This is a genomic window from Bacillus sp. LQ16 (genome assembly GCF_057784645.1).
Genome location: NZ_CM173491.1, coordinates 5187776 through 5205647 on the forward strand (window position 1 = coordinate 5187776; position 17872 = coordinate 5205647).

General features: G+C 38.0%; 23 protein-coding genes. 2 read left to right on the forward strand and 21 right to left on the reverse strand.

From position 1 onward, the window contains the following. Positions 1–2: 2 nt before the first annotated feature. The 16 genes from atpD to AC3EMB_RS26420 form a co-directional block, all read right to left on the reverse strand. Positions 3–1409: a F0F1 ATP synthase subunit beta gene (atpD, locus tag AC3EMB_RS26345; protein ID WP_001032596.1), complete on the reverse strand. Its 1407-nt coding sequence runs from the start codon at positions 1407–1409 to the stop codon at positions 3–5. 239 nt (positions 1410–1648) lie between these two features. Continuing rightward, positions 1649–2509 (reverse strand): F0F1 ATP synthase subunit gamma, encoded by an 861-nt coding sequence (gene atpG, locus AC3EMB_RS26350; RefSeq protein ID WP_000157703.1) that lies wholly within the window; start codon positions 2507–2509, stop codon positions 1649–1651. Positions 2510–2775: 266 nt separating this feature from the next. Then, positions 2776–4284 (reverse strand): F0F1 ATP synthase subunit alpha, encoded by a 1509-nt coding sequence (atpA, locus tag AC3EMB_RS26355; protein ID WP_000027521.1) that lies wholly within the window; start codon positions 4282–4284, stop codon positions 2776–2778. A gap of 11 nt (positions 4285–4295) precedes the next feature. Then, positions 4296–4838: a F0F1 ATP synthase subunit delta gene (atpH, locus tag AC3EMB_RS26360; protein WP_000064682.1), complete on the reverse strand. Its 543-nt coding sequence runs from the start codon at positions 4836–4838 to the stop codon at positions 4296–4298. Then, positions 4835–5341, reverse strand: coding sequence for a F0F1 ATP synthase subunit B (gene atpF / locus AC3EMB_RS26365; RefSeq protein ID WP_001142615.1), 507 nt, complete (start codon positions 5339–5341; stop codon positions 4835–4837). Before atpF ends, atpH begins: the two co-directional genes overlap by 4 nt. A gap of 129 nt (positions 5342–5470) precedes the next feature. Further along, entirely contained in the window at positions 5471–5689 is a 219-nt protein-coding gene (atpE, locus tag AC3EMB_RS26370) for a F0F1 ATP synthase subunit C (RefSeq protein ID WP_000052064.1), read from the reverse strand. 56 nt (positions 5690–5745) lie between these two features. Next, positions 5746–6465 carry a F0F1 ATP synthase subunit A gene (gene atpB, locus AC3EMB_RS26375; RefSeq protein ID WP_000399870.1) on the reverse strand — a complete coding sequence of 240 codons (720 nt, stop codon included), beginning with the start codon at positions 6463–6465 and terminating at the stop codon, positions 5746–5748. Positions 6466–6472: 7 nt separating this feature from the next. Next, positions 6473–6865, reverse strand: coding sequence for an ATP synthase subunit I (locus AC3EMB_RS26380; protein WP_000567600.1), 393 nt, complete (start codon positions 6863–6865; stop codon positions 6473–6475). Beyond that, positions 6865–7089: an AtpZ/AtpI family protein gene (locus AC3EMB_RS26385; protein ID WP_001171223.1), complete on the reverse strand. Its 225-nt coding sequence runs from the start codon at positions 7087–7089 to the stop codon at positions 6865–6867. The genes AC3EMB_RS26380 and AC3EMB_RS26385 overlap by 1 nt, the downstream gene beginning before the upstream one ends. Positions 7090–7115: 26 nt before the next feature. Next, the gene (locus AC3EMB_RS26390; RefSeq protein ID WP_000232962.1) at positions 7116–7229 is read right to left on the reverse strand and encodes a DUF4024 domain-containing protein; all 114 of its coding nucleotides are present in this window, start codon (positions 7227–7229) and stop codon (positions 7116–7118) included. A 378-nt stretch (positions 7230–7607) separates the two neighbouring features. Then, on the reverse strand, positions 7608–8237 hold the full coding sequence (upp, locus tag AC3EMB_RS26395) for a uracil phosphoribosyltransferase (RefSeq protein ID WP_000517539.1): 630 nt from the start codon (positions 8235–8237) through the stop codon (positions 7608–7610). 272 nt (positions 8238–8509) lie between these two features. Next, complete coding sequence (gene glyA / locus AC3EMB_RS26400) at positions 8510–9751, reverse strand: serine hydroxymethyltransferase (protein WP_459245215.1); 1242 nt, start codon at positions 9749–9751, stop codon at positions 8510–8512. Between the two features lie 253 nt (positions 9752–10004). Beyond that, complete coding sequence (locus AC3EMB_RS26405; protein WP_459245216.1) at positions 10005–10577, reverse strand: TIGR01440 family protein; 573 nt, start codon at positions 10575–10577, stop codon at positions 10005–10007. Positions 10578–10643: 66 nt separating this feature from the next. Beyond that, complete coding sequence (gene rpiB, locus AC3EMB_RS26410) at positions 10644–11087, reverse strand: ribose 5-phosphate isomerase B (protein ID WP_000869539.1); 444 nt, start codon at positions 11085–11087, stop codon at positions 10644–10646. 96 nt (positions 11088–11183) lie between these two features. Next, positions 11184–11624, reverse strand: a complete 441-nt coding sequence (locus tag AC3EMB_RS26415) for a low molecular weight protein arginine phosphatase (protein ID WP_000832375.1) — start codon at positions 11622–11624, stop codon at positions 11184–11186. A 242-nt stretch (positions 11625–11866) separates the two neighbouring features. Then, entirely contained in the window at positions 11867–12364 is a 498-nt protein-coding gene (locus AC3EMB_RS26420) for a PTS sugar transporter subunit IIA (protein ID WP_000473666.1), read from the reverse strand. 387 nt (positions 12365–12751) lie between these two features. On the opposite strand from AC3EMB_RS26420, the gene AC3EMB_RS26425 reads away from it, so the two are divergent. Then, the gene (locus AC3EMB_RS26425; RefSeq protein ID WP_000968616.1) at positions 12752–13138 is read left to right on the forward strand and encodes a DoxX family protein; all 387 of its coding nucleotides are present in this window, start codon (positions 12752–12754) and stop codon (positions 13136–13138) included. Between the two features lie 158 nt (positions 13139–13296). Continuing rightward, positions 13297–13908, forward strand: a complete 612-nt coding sequence (locus tag AC3EMB_RS26430; protein ID WP_000949046.1) for a flavin reductase family protein — start codon at positions 13297–13299, stop codon at positions 13906–13908. 205 nt (positions 13909–14113) lie between these two features. Here the strand turns inward: AC3EMB_RS26430 and AC3EMB_RS26435 are convergent, their stop codons facing one another. From AC3EMB_RS26435 to spoIIR, 5 genes are all read right to left on the reverse strand, one after another. Further along, on the reverse strand, positions 14114–14392 hold the full coding sequence (locus AC3EMB_RS26435) for a DUF3935 domain-containing protein (RefSeq protein ID WP_023523563.1): 279 nt from the start codon (positions 14390–14392) through the stop codon (positions 14114–14116). A gap of 230 nt (positions 14393–14622) precedes the next feature. Continuing rightward, on the reverse strand, positions 14623–15171 hold the full coding sequence (locus AC3EMB_RS26440; protein ID WP_000142475.1) for a manganese efflux pump MntP: 549 nt from the start codon (positions 15169–15171) through the stop codon (positions 14623–14625). Positions 15172–15248: 77 nt separating this feature from the next. Beyond that, positions 15249–16289, reverse strand: coding sequence for an L-threonylcarbamoyladenylate synthase (locus AC3EMB_RS26445; protein WP_050844751.1), 1041 nt, complete (start codon positions 16287–16289; stop codon positions 15249–15251). 108 nt (positions 16290–16397) lie between these two features. Then, complete coding sequence (locus AC3EMB_RS26450; protein ID WP_000758437.1) at positions 16398–16856, reverse strand: GNAT family N-acetyltransferase; 459 nt, start codon at positions 16854–16856, stop codon at positions 16398–16400. 49 nt (positions 16857–16905) lie between these two features. Then, positions 16906–17769 (reverse strand): stage II sporulation protein R, encoded by an 864-nt coding sequence (gene spoIIR / locus AC3EMB_RS26455; RefSeq protein ID WP_098678825.1) that lies wholly within the window; start codon positions 17767–17769, stop codon positions 16906–16908. Between the last annotated feature and the right edge of the window lie 103 nt (positions 17770–17872).

Here is a 17872-nt window from a genome sequence, read left to right on the forward strand (position 1 = left end):
CCTTACGCCATCATTTTCTTCGCGTTCTCAATAACTTCTTCAATGCTACCAACTAAGCGGAATGCATCTTCTGGAAGGTCATCATATTTTCCTTCTAGAATTTCTTTGAAGCCACTAACTGTATTTTTTACAGGTACGTAAGAACCTTTTTGACCTGTAAACTGCTCAGCTACGTGGAAGTTTTGAGATAAGAAGAATTGAATACGACGAGCACGATGTACAACTAACTTATCTTCTTCAGATAACTCATCCATACCTAAGATAGCGATGATATCTTGAAGTTCTTTGTAACGTTGTAAAGTTTGCTGCACTTGACGTGCTACTTCATAATGCTCTTCTCCTACGATTTCTGGAGAAAGTGCACGAGATGTAGATGCTAATGGATCTACGGCTGGGTAAATACCCATTTGTGTTAAACGACGCTCTAAGTTTGTTGTTGCATCTAAGTGAGCGAATGTTGTAGCTGGTGCTGGGTCAGTATAGTCATCGGCTGGTACATATACCGCTTGGATAGACGTGATAGACCCTTTATTTGTAGATGTAATACGCTCTTGTAATTGACCCATTTCTGTTGCAAGTGTTGGTTGGTAACCTACCGCAGATGGCATACGACCAAGAAGGGCAGATACTTCAGAACCAGCTTGCGTGAAACGGAAGATGTTATCGATGAACAGAAGTACGTCTTGTCCTTGCTCATCACGGAAATGCTCAGCCATTGTTAAACCTGTTAATGCAACACGTTGACGTGCTCCAGGTGGCTCATTCATTTGTCCGAATACCATCGCAGTTTTCTTGATTACGCCAGAATCGCTCATTTCATGGTATAAGTCATTACCCTCACGAGTACGCTCACCTACACCAGCGAATACAGAGATACCACCGTGCTCTTGTGCGATGTTGTTAATTAATTCCTGAATTAATACTGTTTTACCTACGCCGGCACCACCGAATAGGCCGATCTTACCACCCTTAATGTAAGGAGCAAGTAAGTCTACTACTTTAATACCAGTTTCAAGAATTTCTACTTTAGTAGATAATTCTTCGAATGCAGGTGCTTGACGGTGAATTGGATCACGGTGTACATCCGCAGGAAGTTCACCATCTAAGTCAATTGCATCACCTAATACGTTGAATACACGACCAAGTGTTGCATCACCAACTGGTACAGAGATTGCTTTACCAGTATCTTCTACTTCTGTGCCACGAACAAGTCCATCTGTGGAAGACATCGCAACTGTACGAACTGTATCATCACCTAAATGAAGTGCAACTTCAAATGTTAAGTTCATGCTTCCGTTTTCGTTGCTTTGTTTTACCGTAAGGGCGTTGTAGATTTCTGGTAGCTTTCCGCCATCAAACTTAACGTCTACAACCGGACCCATGATTTGCGTAACGCGCCCTTTATTCATCGGGTTCCCTCCTAGCTTTCTTTTAATTAGCCAGCTTTCTAAGCGAAGTCGGCTTTTAATTTTTTATTAGTTTAGCTTACGCGACTCTTTTGAAAGAGCCACTTCCACTTTTTATTGAATCTAGTTCCAGCGGCTAGAACAGTCGGTCATTTCGCGCCTTCCTGTGAGGCAAACTACGCCTCTTCGTCAGGAGCTCCAATGCCCTCCTGTTCTGGACGAGCCGCTTCCACTTTTTATTACTATTCTAACGCTGCTGCTCCACCAACGATTTCCGTAATTTCTTGCGTAATCGCTGCCTGACGCGCACGGTTGAATGAAAGTGTAAGTGAATCGATAACTTCCATTGCGTTGTCTGTAGCACTCTTCATTGCTGTCATACGCGCTGCGTGCTCACTTGCTTTACCATCTAGTAATGCACCGTACACTAAGCTTTCTGCGTATTGTGGCAATAATACTTTTAAAATTTCTTCTTCAGAAGGTTCAAATTCATAAGCTGTCGTCGGTTTGTCAGACGCCACATCAGTAAGCGGTAAAATTTTATTTTCCGTTACTTCTTGTGAAATTTTACTTACGTAATGGTTGTAGTAAATATACAGCTCATCATAAGCACCATCTGCGAACATCGCAATTGCTCGAGAAGCAAGATCTTTAATATCAGTAAATGATGGGTGGTCAGATAATCCAACTACTTCATCAATGATGTTAAAGCCGCGACGTTTTAAATAATCACGTCCTAGTCGTCCAAGTACAATAATTGAATATTGATTTGAATCCATATTATGACGTTCACGAATTACGTTACTTACTGTACGTAATACGTTACTGTTATAACCACCTGCTAGTCCGCGATCAGATGTAATAACGATGTATCCTGTACGCTTTACAGGACGCGCATTTAGCATTGGATGATTAATTCCTTTACTTCCTTGCGCAATGCTCGCTACTACTTCTTGAATCTTTTCCATATACGGAACGAAAGATTTAGCATTTTGCTCTGCACGGTTTAACTTAGATGCAGATACCATCTCCATCGCCTTCGTAATTTGACTCGTTTTCTTTGTCGAGGTAATCTTCGCTTTTATATCGCGTAAAGATGCCACAGGTTTTCACCACCTTTTTTCCGGAAGTTGGCACGATTAGTAAGAATCCTCTTCCTAATCTACGTTGCAAGATATTCTTGCTCATGATTGAAGGAAAAGAATAGGTGCACCTACTCTTTTCCTTTACATAACCGTCAGCAATCTCAGAGGCTGAGATGCCTTATATATTATCTAGCGTCGGCGGCTTGTACGAGCCGCTTCCGCTTTTATTAATCTAGTTCCGCCTCTTAGCCGATGGGGCTGAACAGTCGGCTTCACTTTTATTATTATTCAGAAGCTACGAATACTTTTTTAAATCCGTTAATTGCTGCTGCAAATTTGTCGTCATCCGCAAGTTTCTTAGTTGTGCGGATTTCTTCTAATAAGTCAGTCGCATTAGAATCTAACCAAGCATGGAATTCTTCTTCGAAACGAGTGATATCTACTACTGGGATATCATCTAGGAATCCACGTGTTAAAGCGTAAAGAATGATAACTTGTTTCTCTACACGTAACGGTTTGTGTAATCCTTGTTTTAATACCTCAACAGTACGAGCACCACGGTTTAATTTCGCTTGAGTTGCTTTATCAAGGTCAGAACCGAACTGAGCGAACGCTTCTAACTCACGGTAAGATGCAAGGTCAAGACGAAGTGTACCTGATACTTTACTCATTGCTTTAATCTGAGCAGATCCACCTACACGAGATACAGAAGTACCCGCATCGATCGCTGGACGTACGCCAGAGAAGAATAGGTCAGATTGTAAGAAGATTTGTCCATCCGTAATAGAAATTACGTTTGTTGGGATGTATGCTGATACGTCCCCTGCTTGTGTTTCGATGAAAGGTAGTGCAGTTAAAGAACCGCCGCCTCTTGCATCACTTAATTTTGCTGCACGCTCTAATAAGCGAGAATGTAAGTAGAATACATCCCCTGGATAAGCTTCACGACCTGGAGGACGACGTAATAGTAATGACAGCTCACGGTAAGCCGCTGCTTGTTTTGATAAGTCATCATATACTACTAATACGTGTTTTCCATTGTACATGAACTCTTCACCCATTGTTACACCAGCATAAGGAGCTAAGTATAATAATGGAGCTGGTTGAGAAGCAGATGCAGTTACAACGATTGTGTACTCTAATGCACCGTGCTTACGTAGTGTTTCTACTACGTTACGTACAGTTGATTCTTTTTGTCCGATAGCTACATAGATACAAATCATATCTTCATCTTTTTGGTTAATGATTGTATCAAGTGCAACTGCTGTTTTACCAGTTTGACGGTCACCGATGATTAACTCACGTTGACCACGGCCAATTGGTACAAGAGCGTCGATCGCTTTAATACCTGTTTGAAGTGGCTCATGAACAGATTTACGATCCATTACACCTGGTGCTGGACTTTCGATTGGACGAGTGTTTGTTGTATTGATTGGGCCTAAACCATCAACTGGTTGACCTAATGGGTTTACAACACGACCAATTAGTTCTTTTCCTACTGGTACTTGCATGATGCGACCAGTACGACGAACTTCGTCACCTTCACGGATTTCTGTGTAAGGTCCTAAAATGATAATACCTACGTTGTTTTCCTCTAAGTTTTGTGCTAGTCCCATAACGCCGTTAGAGAACTCTACAAGCTCACCAGCCATAACGTTATCAAGACCATGAGCACGCGCAATACCGTCACCAACTTGGATAACTGTACCAACATCACTAACTTCGATTTCAGACTGATAGTTCTCGATTTGTTGCTTTATCAGTGCGCTAATTTCTTCAGCTCTGATGCTCATGTGCTTCACCCCTATCTATTCTTCATTAATTCACGCTGAATACGTGCTAATTTTCCTTGTAAACTTCCGTCATAAATTCGATTTCCAATGCGTACTTTAATTCCGCCTAGTAAATCTTCATCTACAACATTTTTCACGCGAATTGCATCTTTTCCCGTTCTCTTTGCAAATGCTTCTGCAATGTTAAGCTTCTCTTCTTCAGATAGAAGACGAATAGAATATACAGTTGCATCCGCTACGTTACGTTCTTCATTAGCAAGAACAACATATTCATCTGCAATTTCAGGTAAGATATCAATACGCTTGTTATCAATTAAAATATATAACGTATTTAAAATTGATTCAGAAACAGATCCGAATACGTTTGCAAGAAACGTTTTCTTCTGCTCTTTTGAAATGTTCGGTTGCGTTAAAAAGCTATGTAGTTCTCCGTTCTTTACATAAACGTTTTGTACAAGGCGTAATTCTTCTTCAAACATTTCTAATACGTGTTTTTCTTTTGCAATTTTAAAAAGAGCGACAGCATAACGTTTTGCTACAATCCCATTGCTCATCGCGCTTCTCCTACTTCTTTAATATAATCGCGAATTAACTTAACTTGATCTTCTTCTTTTAATTCTTTTTCAATTACTTTAGAAGCAATTTGAACAGATAAAGAAGCGACTTGTTCTTGTAAAGCAGCAATCGCTTGCTCTTTTTCGCGTTGAATTTCTTGTACAGCAGATGCTTTAATTGATTCTGCTTCTTCTTTCGCAGCAGCAACAATAACATCCTTTTGATCTACAGCTTGTTTTTTCGCTCTTTCGATTAACTCTTGTGCTTCAACACGTGATTGTTTTAACATTTCACGTTGTTCTTCTACTAACTTCTTCGCTTCAGCGTTACTTCTTTCTGCAGCGTCGATTTCATTAGTAACATGCTCTTCACGTTCTTTCATAATTCCCATTAAAGGACCCCACGCAAATTTGCGTAGCATTACTAATAGAATTAAGAAAATGAACAATGTATAAGCAATCGTTCCAAATGGAATGGCAGCTCCTAATAATAAAGTTGGCACAAGGATTCACTCCCTTCAAAATATCTAAATTGATCATATGAAAAAAAAAGACATACGTTTCGTTCATAAAGCAATGGCGAAGAAAGTTCGGAAAAACACTCTTCGCCATCTATGTAAGGGGAGTCTCCCTTATTTGTTCATTACGATGAATGCAATAACTACACCGATGATTGGAAGTGCCTCAACTAAAGCAACCCCGATGAACATAATTGTTTGAAGTGCGCCTTTTAATTCTGGTTGACGAGCAACACCTTCGATTGTACGTGATACGATAAGACCGTTACCAATACCTGCACCTAATGCTGATAAACCAATTGCAATTGCAGCTGCGATTACACCTAAACTCATTTAATTTGTCCTCCTTTGTATTATAAAAAAATAAATTTTTTCTTACTTAAATTATATTAATGGTCATGACTTACTTTATGAGCCATATAAACCATCGTTAACATAACGAAAATAAATGCTTGGATTGATCCAACGAATACACTGAATCCCATCCATGCTAACATTGGTACAAGCGCACCTAATGCTCCAAGGAATGATGCCCCGCCTAACTTAGCAAGTAATCCTAATAAGATCTCACCTGCATAAATGTTACCGAATAAACGAAGACCTAACGTTAATGTGTTAGCAAACTCCTCAATAACCTTTAATGGGAATAAGAATTTCATAGGTTGGAAATAACCTTTAACATACTCTTTCGTACCCTTCATCTTAATTCCATAATAATGGGTGAGGGTAACTACCATCACGGCTAATGTTAATGTAACTGCTGGATCAGACGTTGGTGACCTCCACCATGCAATATGTTCGCCAGCTTCAGTTGCTGAATACATGAATGGTAAACCAAGGAAGTTCGATACGATGATAAACATGATAAGCGTAACGCCAAGCGTTAAGAAACGTCCACCTGTTTTCCAGTCCATCGTACTATTGATAATCCCTTTCACGAAGTCAAACACCCATTCCATGAAGTTTTGCATCCCGGTTGGGCGAAGGGCTAAGCTGCGAGTTCCGATAACAGCGATTAAGAAAACAATAACTGCTGCTACAGTAACCATCATAACTGATGACAAATCGAACGTTAAACCTAGAAATTCAACTAATTTACCGTGTTCCACTAGTAATTCACCTCTCTTCCCTGCTCTTATACTCTAAATAAAGAAAATCTATGATCATGACAAGGTATCCTGTCAGCAATCCTACACCTAAGCCCCACATCGCAATTAACTCTTGATATTTGGCTGCAAATAAAATTAATAACCCAATCGTGGCGAATCTTGAATATGTACTTACAGCTGTCGCCTTAAACTTCACGTTTTCTCCATTTGTTACGCGATCTAACAGCTTGTCTGTTCTACGTGCAATGATGCGCAAACTAAGAAAACTGAAAATCGTTCCGATAATCAGCCCAAGAAATACATCCTTGTAAGAGGTAAATCCCCATCCTAGCACTAGAAGCGCAAGCAAGTAGTACATATATTTCTTTTGTCTTTGGACAAGTCCATGTACGTCTATCATCATTGCTCTCCCGAATAGTAATGTCGAATGAGTCGAATCATTGCGTATACCCCTGTTCCTAACCCGAGTAATAACCCTATAATAAGAAACAATGGAAACGTTCCAACCTTATTATCAATCCACTGCCCACCAAAGATTCCAACAAGTATAGAACCGACTAACTGAGCAAGAATTCCTGACATTAAAGCATATGCTTTTATATGGCTGCGATCGTTTTTTTGCAAGGATTCATCCCTCCAATATGTAACCCTCATTCACGATGTGTTAATAATAACTCATTTTTTTGCATAAATCCTATACAAAACAAAAAGTTTACATTTTCGTCACGGAATAGATGTAATTTTGTCACTGAAAGCCCTACCATCTATCCCCGTTGTTAGCATACAATAGGGTATTAACAGTGTCAACGAGAAATCGTAAAAAATCTAAAAATTTGAGTATTAGGCATTTCCTCCCAAAAATGAAAACGTTCCCCTTCTAAATACTGGTTACATATATGCAATTTCTAACAGTTTTCTCTTTATAATAGAAGGAAATGTTCACAAGTTTGTCACTATTATATTTTCGAGATATAACGCTTTCCTTCCATAATATAGTGTTCCTCAGACGTAAGACTTCTATATTATATGTGATGTGTATGCAACTTATGTTGTATATACGATGTATATTTATCCTCCCCCTCCCCTACTTGCTTGCAGCAAAAAAAAACGAGCAGGGGAATCTCCCCTGCTCGTCAGTTGTCTTACTTCGTTCCGAATAAACGGTCACCAGCATCACCAAGACCTGGTACTACATATCCGTGGTCATTTAATTTCTCATCTAATGCTGCTACATAAATATCAACATCAGGATGTTCTTCTTGTACTACTTTTACCCCTTCTGGAGCTGCAACGATACACATTAATTTAATTTGTTTCGCACCGCGCTTTTTCAGAGAGTTAATCGCTTCAGCCGCAGAACCACCTGTTGCTAGCATCGGATCTAGTACGATAAAGTCGCGCTCTTCTACATCCGTTGGAAGTTTCACATAGTATTCTACCGGTTGCAATGTTTTAGGGTCACGGTATAAACCAACGTGTCCTACTTTTGCTGCTGGAATTAATTTCAGAATTCCATCAACCATTCCTAAACCTGCACGTAAAATCGGAATTAAACCAAGTTTTTTACCAGCGATCACTTTTGTTGTCGCTTTGCTTACAGGCGTTTCAATTTCGATGTCCTTAAGCGGAAGGTCGCGAGTAATTTCGAAAGCCATTAAGCTTGCTACTTCGTCCACTAATTCACGAAAATCTTTCGTACCTGTATTCTTATCGCGAATATATGTAATCTTATGTTGAATTAACGGGTGATCAAATACATACAGTTTTCCCATGTGAATCTCTCCTTTAGATGATATTCATGCGTTTGCACGCTTTTTTACACTATTTACGATTGTAAAGAAAACGCTACTAATATTCAAGGGCAAATTTGGCAAAATCATGATTTTACGATGAATCTATCTAGTATCTTTACCAATTATGGGAGCTGTATCCTTCATTATATCGCCAAAATTTATTCATCATTTGTATACATACTTTAAAAATAATATATGTCCACAAAAAAGACCGCCAAAACAATTAAGTCTCGGCAGTCTTCTTCAATCTATTATAGATTTGGATACATTGGGAATTTGCTAGTTAACGCTTCTACACGCTTACGTACTTCTTCTAATGCAGCTTCATTTTCATGATTTTTTAATGTATAAGCAATAAGTGACGCAATTTCATCCATTTCTTCTAAACCGAAACCACGAGATGTTACAGCTGCTGTACCGATACGTACACCACTTGTTACAAATGGGCTTGCTGTTTCAAATGGAATTGTATTTTTGTTCACTGTAATACCAACTTCATCTAATACGTGCTCTGCTACTTTACCTGTGATTTCTAAGTTACGAACATCAATCAAGATTAAGTGATTGTCTGTTCCGCCAGAAACAAGTGTAAGTCCTTCTTTTTGAAGACCTTCAGCTAAGCGGTTCGCATTGTTAATGATATTTTGTGCATATGTTTTGAAATCATCTTGAAGTGCTTCACCAAACGCAACAGCTTTTGCAGCGATTACGTGCATAAGTGGACCACCTTGAATACCAGGGAAGATTGATTTATCAATTTGTTTTGCAAATTGCTCTTCACATAAAATCATACCACCACGCGGGCCACGTAACGTTTTATGTGTTGTCGTTGTAACGAAATGTGCATGTGGTACTGGATTTGGATGTAAACCAGCAGCTACTAAACCAGCGATATGTGCCATATCAACCATTAAATAAGCGCCCACTTCATCTGCAATCTCACGGAATCGCTTGAAATCGATAACACGAGGGTATGCACTTGCACCTGCAACGATTAATTTTGGTTTATGTTCTTTCGCTTTTGCTAATACATCATCGTAATTAATACGGTGAGAGTCAGCATCCACGCCATATTCTACGAAATTATATTGTACTCCACTGAAGTTAACAGGGCTTCCGTGTGTTAAGTGACCACCATGAGATAAATTCATACCAAGTACTGTATCGCCTTGCTTTAAAATCGTGAAGTATACTGCCATGTTCGCTTGTGCACCAGAGTGTGGTTGAACATTTACGTGCTCTGCGCCGAAAATTTCTTTCACGCGATCACGTGCGATATCTTCTACTACGTCTACGTGTTCACAGCCACCATAATAACGTTTTCCAGGATATCCTTCAGCATACTTATTCGTTAAAACAGAACCTTGCGCCTCCATTACTGCTTCACTTACGAAGTTTTCCGAAGCAATTAACTCAATCTTCGAACGCTGTCTTCCTAGTTCTGCCTCAATTGCAGCAAATACCTTTTCATCTTGACGTTTTAAATGATCCACCAAAATCCCCCTTTTCTGAACGAATTACATCAATTCCCAACAGTTTTTTCTTATTTATTCAGAAAAAACGAAAATTCAGGTTGTAATTCTTTCGAACCTTCATGTTTTCAACTACATTCTAACATGACTTTCTATATCATAAAAGAAAAAAAAGACCGAAAATTGGTCTTTTCTTTCTTCTACTATAAAGTCAGACAACATACCTTTTATCTTATGATAAACAGCTACTATATGACTTCCTAATTTCTCATATTTAACTGCAAGTGGTAGTCTCTTCCACCACCGCGTAAACAGCACGTGCTCCACCTATTAGTTTTCCACGTGTTTTAGCCATCGTTACATGTGCACTTCCAATTGCCTTCACACTTGTACGAACCGGAACAGCTACATGTTTTAAATGCATACCAATAAACGTATCACCAATATCCATTCCTGCATCTGCTTTAATAAACTCAACTACTACCGGATTTTTCAAATTGTGATACGCATATGTCCCCAATGCACCACCTGCTGATCTAACAGGCGTAACTGTTACAATTTCAAATTGATATTTTATCGCTACTTCTCTCTCAACCACTAAAGCACGGTTTAAATGCTCACAACATTGAAACGCTAATTCAATACCTGTTTGCTCTTGAAATTGTTTTAACTCAGAAAAAATCGCCTCTGCTACTTCCATCGTTCCTGATGTTCCAATTCTTTCGCCTAGCACTTCGCTCGTGCTACAACCCACTACAAAAATTTGACCGCTTTGTAATGAAGCTTGTTCTTGGAAATCAGAAAGCGACATTTGTAGCTGTTCTCTTACCTTTACGATTTCTGTCATTACGCCTCTTCCTTTCACAGGTTGGTTCACCAAATTATATTTCACACTACTGATAGTTAGAATGTATTACTTTGTTTCGTATGTTTTAATTTTTCCTACGCGGTTTTCGTGACGACCACCTTCATAGTCAGTTGTTAACCAGATTTTCGCGATATCACGCGCTAGACCAGCACCAATTACACGCTCGCCCATTGCTAGCATGTTAGTGTCATTATGCTCTCTCGTTGCTTTCGCGCTGAAAGTATCATGAACTAACGCACAACGGATACCATTTACTTTGTTTGCTGCGATTGACATACCAATGCCTGTCCCACAAACTAAAATACCACGATCCACTTCACCATTCGCTACCATTTCAGCTGCTGGAAACGCAAAGTCAGGGTAATCAACAGAACCAGCCTCACATTCACAACCTAAATCAACATATTCAATATTTAACTCTTCTAATAAATTTACAAGTTCTTTGCGGATATTCATACCGCCGTGATCAGATGCTATTACTACTTTCATTTTTACCCCTCCAAAGTTTCAATCAATTATCTTCATTTCACACTCGCTACCTCAATAGGACGAAGTGATCTCCAATATCGTATTATACACGAAACATCAACCTACCGAATGTTTTTTCAGTAAAGTTTGTACAAGTTTTTCCATCTCATCTAACGTTTCTTTATAAATAGAAAGCGAGCCTCCAAATGGATCTGAAATGTCCTTGCCTATACCTTCAGTTAATCCATATAACGTATTCAATTTCTTTTCAACACTCGGATAATGCCCAAGTACAATTTGTTTATGATTTTCTGTCATCGTTACGACAATATCAGCCCAATCAAGCAAAGTTTCGTTTACTTGCTGCGCGGTATGGTCAATTGAAATCCCTTTTTCAGCTAAAGCTTCCTTCGCATGTACCGATGCATCGCTCCCAGGATAGGCGAAAACACCGGCAGATTGTACTTCAAACCTATCTCCTCCGTGATGACGAAGCAACGCCTCAGCCATTGGACTACGACATGTATTGCCAGTACAAACAAATAATACTCGTTTCATCCAAACCCACCCCTATATTCGATTTCTTACCACTCATCATAACTTACATTAGAATAGAACAAAAGAAATGTGAATATACAAAAGGCGCATTTCTCTTATATTTTTTCTAAGAAAAATGCGCCTTATCCACATATATGTGAAACCCTATTTCTAAATGCCCAGAGTATTTTAACATACCTACTGAATATGCAACAAAAATAAGGAATCCATTTCATACGAAACGGATTCCTCTTATACAGCAATTATTTCATTGTAACTTTCATTACTTCTGTTGAACCTTTTGTAGCTGTTACGCCTACAGTTGTCTTAATAGACTCAGCTGCATCTGTGTTTGTAATAACGATTGGAGTAATTGTGCTTTTCGCTTTTTCACGTATTAATTCTAAGTCGAATGAGATTAATTTATCTCCAGCTTTTACAGCTTGGCCTTCAGAAACGTGAGCTTCGAAACCTTCGCCTTCCATTTTTACAGTTTCTAATCCAACGTGGATTAAAATTTCTGTGCCATTTTTCGCTTTAATTCCGATAGCATGTTTTGTGTGGAATAATTGTACGATTTCACCATCAACTGGAGATACAACTACACCTTCAGTAGGATCGATTGCAACACCGTCACCCATCATACGACCAGCGAATACTGGATCTGGTACTTCTTCAATATTTTTCACTGCTCCAGTTAATGGAGCTACGATTGTTTCTTCATTTGTTTTTGAACCAAGACCGAATAATTTTTTAAACATAGGATAGTCCTCCTTATAATTTACCTAAAAGTTTATAGGGCAATCCCTAGTAAAGCTCGGGATACATGTAAGACTTCATACTTCGAATATTATACTGTAAAAACGCTTTCGAAATAAATTACGTCATTACTAATAGACTCTTATTGTAGCGCTTCACAAAATTCCAGTCAATTCTGATTGTCTGAATAACAATAAGAAGTTAACTTCTATTTATATTTTCTCTTTTTTTGCCCAACTTGTCTAGAGGTCTTTACCACATTTTATTTTTTGTTGTTAATTTGTAAAATTTAATTCAAACTTTTTTCAAAATCCACTTGACTAAAGTAAGTAACTATTTTATTATTACTTACGTAAGGTAAGTTAATAACTTTTAGGAGGTTTTTAAAAATGATGGATTTCGGTCTACTTATTATTCGTCTTATTATAGGAATTACATTCATGGGTCATGGCGCTCAAAAATTATTTGGTTGGTTCGGCGGTTACGGTTTAAAAGGAACAGGTGGCTGGATGGAGTCAATCGGTTTACGCCCTGGTGTATTTATGGCATTTATGGCTGGCGCAACTGAATTACTAGGTGGTTTCTTATTCGCATCAGGTATTTTCATTGTAGTTGGTTCATTATTTATCGTTGGAACAATGTTAATGGCTATCTTCACTGTTCACGGAAAAAATGGTTACTGGGTAACACAAAATGGATATGAATATAACTTAATGTTAATCGCTGTTGCTGTTGGTGTAGCTTTAATCGGACCTGGCGCATACGTTTTACTTTAATTTTTATCTCAGATTTGAGATTCTTGAAAAAGAACTTACTTCATTACAATTGAAGTAAGTTCTTTTTATGAAACAAAATATTATTTCCAGCAGGATTTTCTCATCGTTATCTTGTAAACAAACAATAAGTATTCATATTTAGAAAGGGGATTACAAGCATGTTATCCATTAATCCAAATGAACAAACTGAAAAAGATAATTACAAATTACTTACTGGAAGTATCATCCCTCGCCCTGTCGCATTCGTTACTTCTTTAACAAAAGACGGTGTATTAAACGGCGCACCATATAGTTATTTTAATATTGTCGCTGCTAATCCACCACTTATCTCAGTATCTGTACAACGAAAAGCCGGAGAAAGAAAGGACACTTCCCGAAACGCAATTGAAAAAGGTGAATTTGTCGTACATATTTCTGACGAATCATATGTAGCAGCAATTAATGAAACAGCAGCTAATCTCCCGCCAAATGAAAGTGAAATTGAACTAGCAAAACTAACACCAATTGAAAGTGAAGTCATCTCCGTTCCAGGTGTAAAAGAAGCAAATATTCGAATGGAATGCGTATTAGAACGTGCAATTCCACTTGGTGGAACAGAAGACTCACCAGCTTGTGATCTACTAATTGGACGCGTCGTTCGTTTCCACGTTGCCGAACATCTATATGAAAAAGGGCGCATTCACGCAGAAGGACTCAAACCAATAAGCCGCCTAGCAGGACACAACTATGCAAAATTAGGAGAACAATTTGAATTGGTTAGGCCAGTTTAAAAGTGGAAGTGGCCCGTTTAGCTCTGACCAGCTAAGGTTCTCTCGCACAAAAGGTGCTTTTTACCTTTCGTGCGGGAGGTTCTTAGATGCGAAGAGCTGGCCACTGGAACTGGATAATATCTAAAAGCGAAAGCGGCTCGCTCAGAATCGATTCCTGCCATCACTTAAACATAAAAATCCCCTGCTTTTTAGCAGGGGATTTTTATCATTGTAATTCTTCCTTCTTTTCCTCTAAAGTAGGCAGTTTTTCTTTTTTCGGTTTCCCTAGCTTAATTACGAAGAAGTATAGGGAAAGCAGTGTAATAAGAAAAACAATTAAAAACGGGTACGGAGAGTAAAAGGCACGCGCCGCCTCAGTCTTTCCCGCAACAAATTTCAATGACTCAATATCTAAAAACTCAGCAAACATTTGTACACCGAGCATACTAAACCAAAAAACAAAAAAACTTATAATAACACCAAAAACTTGCTTTAATCTCGTCATTCATCTCATCCTTTCTATATCTGTAATTTTTAGTGCAATAAATATAGTACAAACAAAATATTCACAGAAAGGAACCATCTCACCATTCACGAATTAACTTAATCCAACCTAACATCGAAATTTGCAAAATAATACCCCAAATTATAAGTATTCTTAGCCATCAAGGAAAGAAGGTTAAAAACTTAACATACCATTCCAATAGCTTGTTCATAATTCCCTCCTACATAAAATTATATAGGAAAAAGGATATATAATCCAAATCCAACCAAAATGATACCACCTACTATCTCACCATATGTACCGAGCATATCTTTCGCATGTCTCCCAATTAATAAACCAATCCACGCTAATAACATGCTAACAAATCCAAAAAGTAATATTGTAATGATTGTTTGTGCCCCATAAATACCAAGACTAAGCCCTACTGAGAAACTATCTATACTAACGCCAAATGCAAATACGAATAGGCTAATTCCAATAGGGGCAGTTCTAGTCTCTTCATTTTGTAAAATGGTCGAATATACGATATAAAAACCTAGTCCGATTAATAAAATAGCACCCGCAAAATGTGCAATATCTCCATATTTCTCTGATAAAAAACGACCTAGTACCATTCCTATAAACGGCATAATAATATGAAATATCCCTATCGTCATACCAATATACAGGATTTGTCTTAACTTTAGGGGCATCATCCCCATACCAAGACTCACCGAGAACGCATCCATCCCTAAGGCGAATGCCATAATTATTAAAGGTATTAGCTGTTCAAACGTCATTCATGCCCCTCCTTGGACGTGCTACTTCACAATATGCTTATCCAAGGAGAAATATTCTGTTTGCTAATCGTACCTTATCATTCAATAATAATATGATGTCCTGCCGCTTTTGTTAAACGATTCATAATAGCATTTCCTATTCCTTCATTAGGGAACGACTCACTAAAAATAACATCCACTTCACTTGCATCAAATGTTCTAAGTACATCATATAATTTAGTCGCAACGCTAGCTAAATCACTTCGAACACCACAAGATAATATAACATCTGCGCTATATACATGCTGATACTCTTCTGTCGTTAATACGCCTACTTTAAATCCTTCTTCCTTTTTCTCATCTACAAGATGCTGAATAAACTCACGTGAGCCCTCAACAATACTAAGTGGTGCTTTCGGCGCATAATGTGTGTATTTCATTCCAGGTGATTTCGGTTTTTCCTTCTCATCCTTTAAAGCTGGATCTAAAGAAACGGTACCTATCACTGCTTCTAATTGTTCTTTCGTAATCCCACCTGGACGTAATATTGTTGGAACCGTGCTTGTACAATCAATTACAGTTGATTCAACGCCTACTCCAGTTGCACCACCATCAACAATACCTGCGATCTTCCCGTTCAAATCTTCATATACGTGAGAAGCTAGTGTTGGACTTGGACGCCCTGAACGATTCGCACTTGGTGCCGCAACAGGTACATTCGCCTCTTCAATAAGAGCAAGTGCAACTGGATGATCAGGCATTCTTACCCCAACCGTATTAAGTCCTGCTGTCACCCTCTCTGAAATCCCTTCTTTTCTCGGCAAAATAATTGTTAATGGTCCTGGCCAAAAATGCGCCATTAACTTCTCTGCAACTGGTGGAATTTCTTTCACAATCCCATCTAACTGAGATTTTGTACCTATGTGGACAATGAGTGGATTATCACTCGGTCTTCCTTTCGCTTCGAAAATTTTCGCGATTGCTTCATCATCCATCGCGTTTGCACCTAACCCATATACTGTTTCCGTAGGGAAAGCAACCGCCTCATTTTCTCTTAATAATTTTGCTGCTTCTTGTAACTGTGGATAATATTTTTTTCTTTCCACAACATTATCCACAACCCACATATTTGTATGCATTTTTTTCCACGTCCTTTTCTACCCTTAAATACTTGTCTATTTTTAGTTTACTATGAGATTTATCCAAAAGACAAACAAGGTTTATCCACAAAATGTGGATAAACCTAATTAATCCGTGGATAACTTTGTGAATAGCTGACAATTTAGTATTATTGCATTCTGCTCTTTTATATTTTTACAAAAATGTTCTAACTGTTGAATTCCCTCTGGAACCTCATCCTTTTCTATAGTAAAAAAGTCAAAGAACTGAAAGATTGGTACAGATTGTGGATGGTTTGTTAATAAGTACAATTGTTGAACACTTTTTTCTTTCATATACTGCAAAAACATTTCAAAAAAATATAAGAAAGTCTGTTTATCCACATGAGGTGTGAATAAACAAGAACGAATAAGTACATCTTCCCCACTTTGTTCATAACCAATTACAGCTCGTATTTCTTCCGCCTCTTCCAAAATCATAAATTGTGCGTACAACTCATTTATTTTATCATCTTTTTTATTAGCTTGTCCGAAAAAAGAATGTAATCTTTCCACATCTGCTTTCGTAGCAAAATACACTTTCTTCATAATAAATCCCTCCTCATTTTTATATATGAGGAGGGATTTATTAATAGTACTATTTAGAGAATAAAGATGTAAAAGCTTCTACAATAAACAATTTAACTTCTGGCTTTTCTTCTTCCTCTTCTACTTTTACATACTCATTTTGCTTTTCTTGTTTTTTCTCCACAGGTTTCTCCACTTTTTCCACAGTTTTTGTTTCTTCTTTACTTACAGGCTGCTCTTCGACTTTTGTTTCATTTTTTACTACTTTCTTTTCAGAAGCTGTTACTTTTTTTACTACTTCCTGTTTTACAACTTTCGTTTCTTTTACCTTATCCACTTTCTTCTCTTCTGTATTTACTACTTCCTCATCTAGTTGTTTCACCTGCTCCTCTTCAGGAGATTCCGCCTTCACAACGTGCTCTTCTTTTCTTACAGCTGTCCCACTCGAAAAATCTAAGAAACACATTGGTGGAAATAATACACACCACCAGTTCGCCCCTTCACCTTCTCCAATTGTAATCAATACCGCTTCATATTCTCCTGCTGGATAAATAAAATTCCCATATACCTTTGTAGGAAACTTTACATTCTTACTAAATTTCACTTGAAATGATTCTTTACTTCCTTCTCTTTTTAACGTATTTTCCACCGTTTTCTCGATTTCTGGAATATGACTTTGAATTACTTTACGCGCCTCTTCAAATGAAGTTAAATCCGCTACCCATCCATCAATTTGTGCTTTTACTTCATCACGCACTTTACGCTTTAATGCCTGGTCTTTATCTGAATCACTATTTGCTAAAATTCGTAATCGAACGGCCTCTTTCGGAATAACTGAAGGCCCTTTTGCATCAGCTTTCATATATCCAAACTGCACAAGTAACTGTGCACCAATTAATAATATAAGAAGATAAGCAATAACTTGTTTTTTCATTTCCTCCACCGTCCCCTCTACAAACAGTGTGGACAAACTTTCATATTTCTAAACTATTAAATTCAAAATCTATATGAATTTTCCCACAAAAAAATGGAGTAAG

What these genes read in the sequence shown, in the direction of transcription:
- upp (WP_000517539.1), bottom strand. Translation starts at nt 8,237, where the DNA reads ATGGGAAAACTGTATGTATTTGATCACCCGTTAATTCAACATAAGATT.
- AC3EMB_RS26435 (WP_023523563.1), bottom strand. Translation starts at nt 14,392, where the DNA reads ATGACGAGATTAAAGCAAGTTTTTGGTGTTATTATAAGTTTTTTTGTT.
- AC3EMB_RS26445 (WP_050844751.1), bottom strand. Translation starts at nt 16,289, where the DNA reads ATGCATACAAATATGTGGGTTGTGGATAATGTTGTGGAAAGAAAAAAA.
- AC3EMB_RS26450 (WP_000758437.1), bottom strand. Translation starts at nt 16,856, where the DNA reads ATGAAGAAAGTGTATTTTGCTACGAAAGCAGATGTGGAAAGATTACAT.
- spoIIR (WP_098678825.1), bottom strand. Translation starts at nt 17,769, where the DNA reads ATGAAAAAACAAGTTATTGCTTATCTTCTTATATTATTAATTGGTGCA.
- atpE (WP_000052064.1), bottom strand. Translation starts at nt 5,689, where the DNA reads ATGAGTTTAGGTGTAATCGCAGCTGCAATTGCAATTGGTTTATCAGCA.
- AC3EMB_RS26390 (WP_000232962.1), bottom strand. Translation starts at nt 7,229, where the DNA reads ATGGTAGGGCTTTCAGTGACAAAATTACATCTATTCCGTGACGAAAAT.
- AC3EMB_RS26425 (WP_000968616.1), top strand. Translation starts at nt 12,752, where the DNA reads ATGATGGATTTCGGTCTACTTATTATTCGTCTTATTATAGGAATTACA.
- AC3EMB_RS26415 (WP_000832375.1), bottom strand. Translation starts at nt 11,624, where the DNA reads ATGAAACGAGTATTATTTGTTTGTACTGGCAATACATGTCGTAGTCCA.
- atpD (WP_001032596.1), bottom strand. Translation starts at nt 1,409, where the DNA reads ATGAATAAAGGGCGCGTTACGCAAATCATGGGTCCGGTTGTAGACGTT.
- AC3EMB_RS26405 (WP_459245216.1), bottom strand. Translation starts at nt 10,577, where the DNA reads ATGACAGAAATCGTAAAGGTAAGAGAACAGCTACAAATGTCGCTTTCT.
- AC3EMB_RS26440 (WP_000142475.1), bottom strand. Translation starts at nt 15,171, where the DNA reads ATGACGTTTGAACAGCTAATACCTTTAATAATTATGGCATTCGCCTTA.
- rpiB (WP_000869539.1), bottom strand. Translation starts at nt 11,087, where the DNA reads ATGAAAGTAGTAATAGCATCTGATCACGGCGGTATGAATATCCGCAAA.
- AC3EMB_RS26430 (WP_000949046.1), top strand. Translation starts at nt 13,297, where the DNA reads ATGTTATCCATTAATCCAAATGAACAAACTGAAAAAGATAATTACAAA.
- atpH (WP_000064682.1), bottom strand. Translation starts at nt 4,838, where the DNA reads ATGAGCAATGGGATTGTAGCAAAACGTTATGCTGTCGCTCTTTTTAAA.
- AC3EMB_RS26420 (WP_000473666.1), bottom strand. Translation starts at nt 12,364, where the DNA reads ATGTTTAAAAAATTATTCGGTCTTGGTTCAAAAACAAATGAAGAAACA.
- atpA (WP_000027521.1), bottom strand. Translation starts at nt 4,284, where the DNA reads ATGAGCATCAGAGCTGAAGAAATTAGCGCACTGATAAAGCAACAAATC.
- AC3EMB_RS26380 (WP_000567600.1), bottom strand. Translation starts at nt 6,865, where the DNA reads ATGATAGACGTACATGGACTTGTCCAAAGACAAAAGAAATATATGTAC.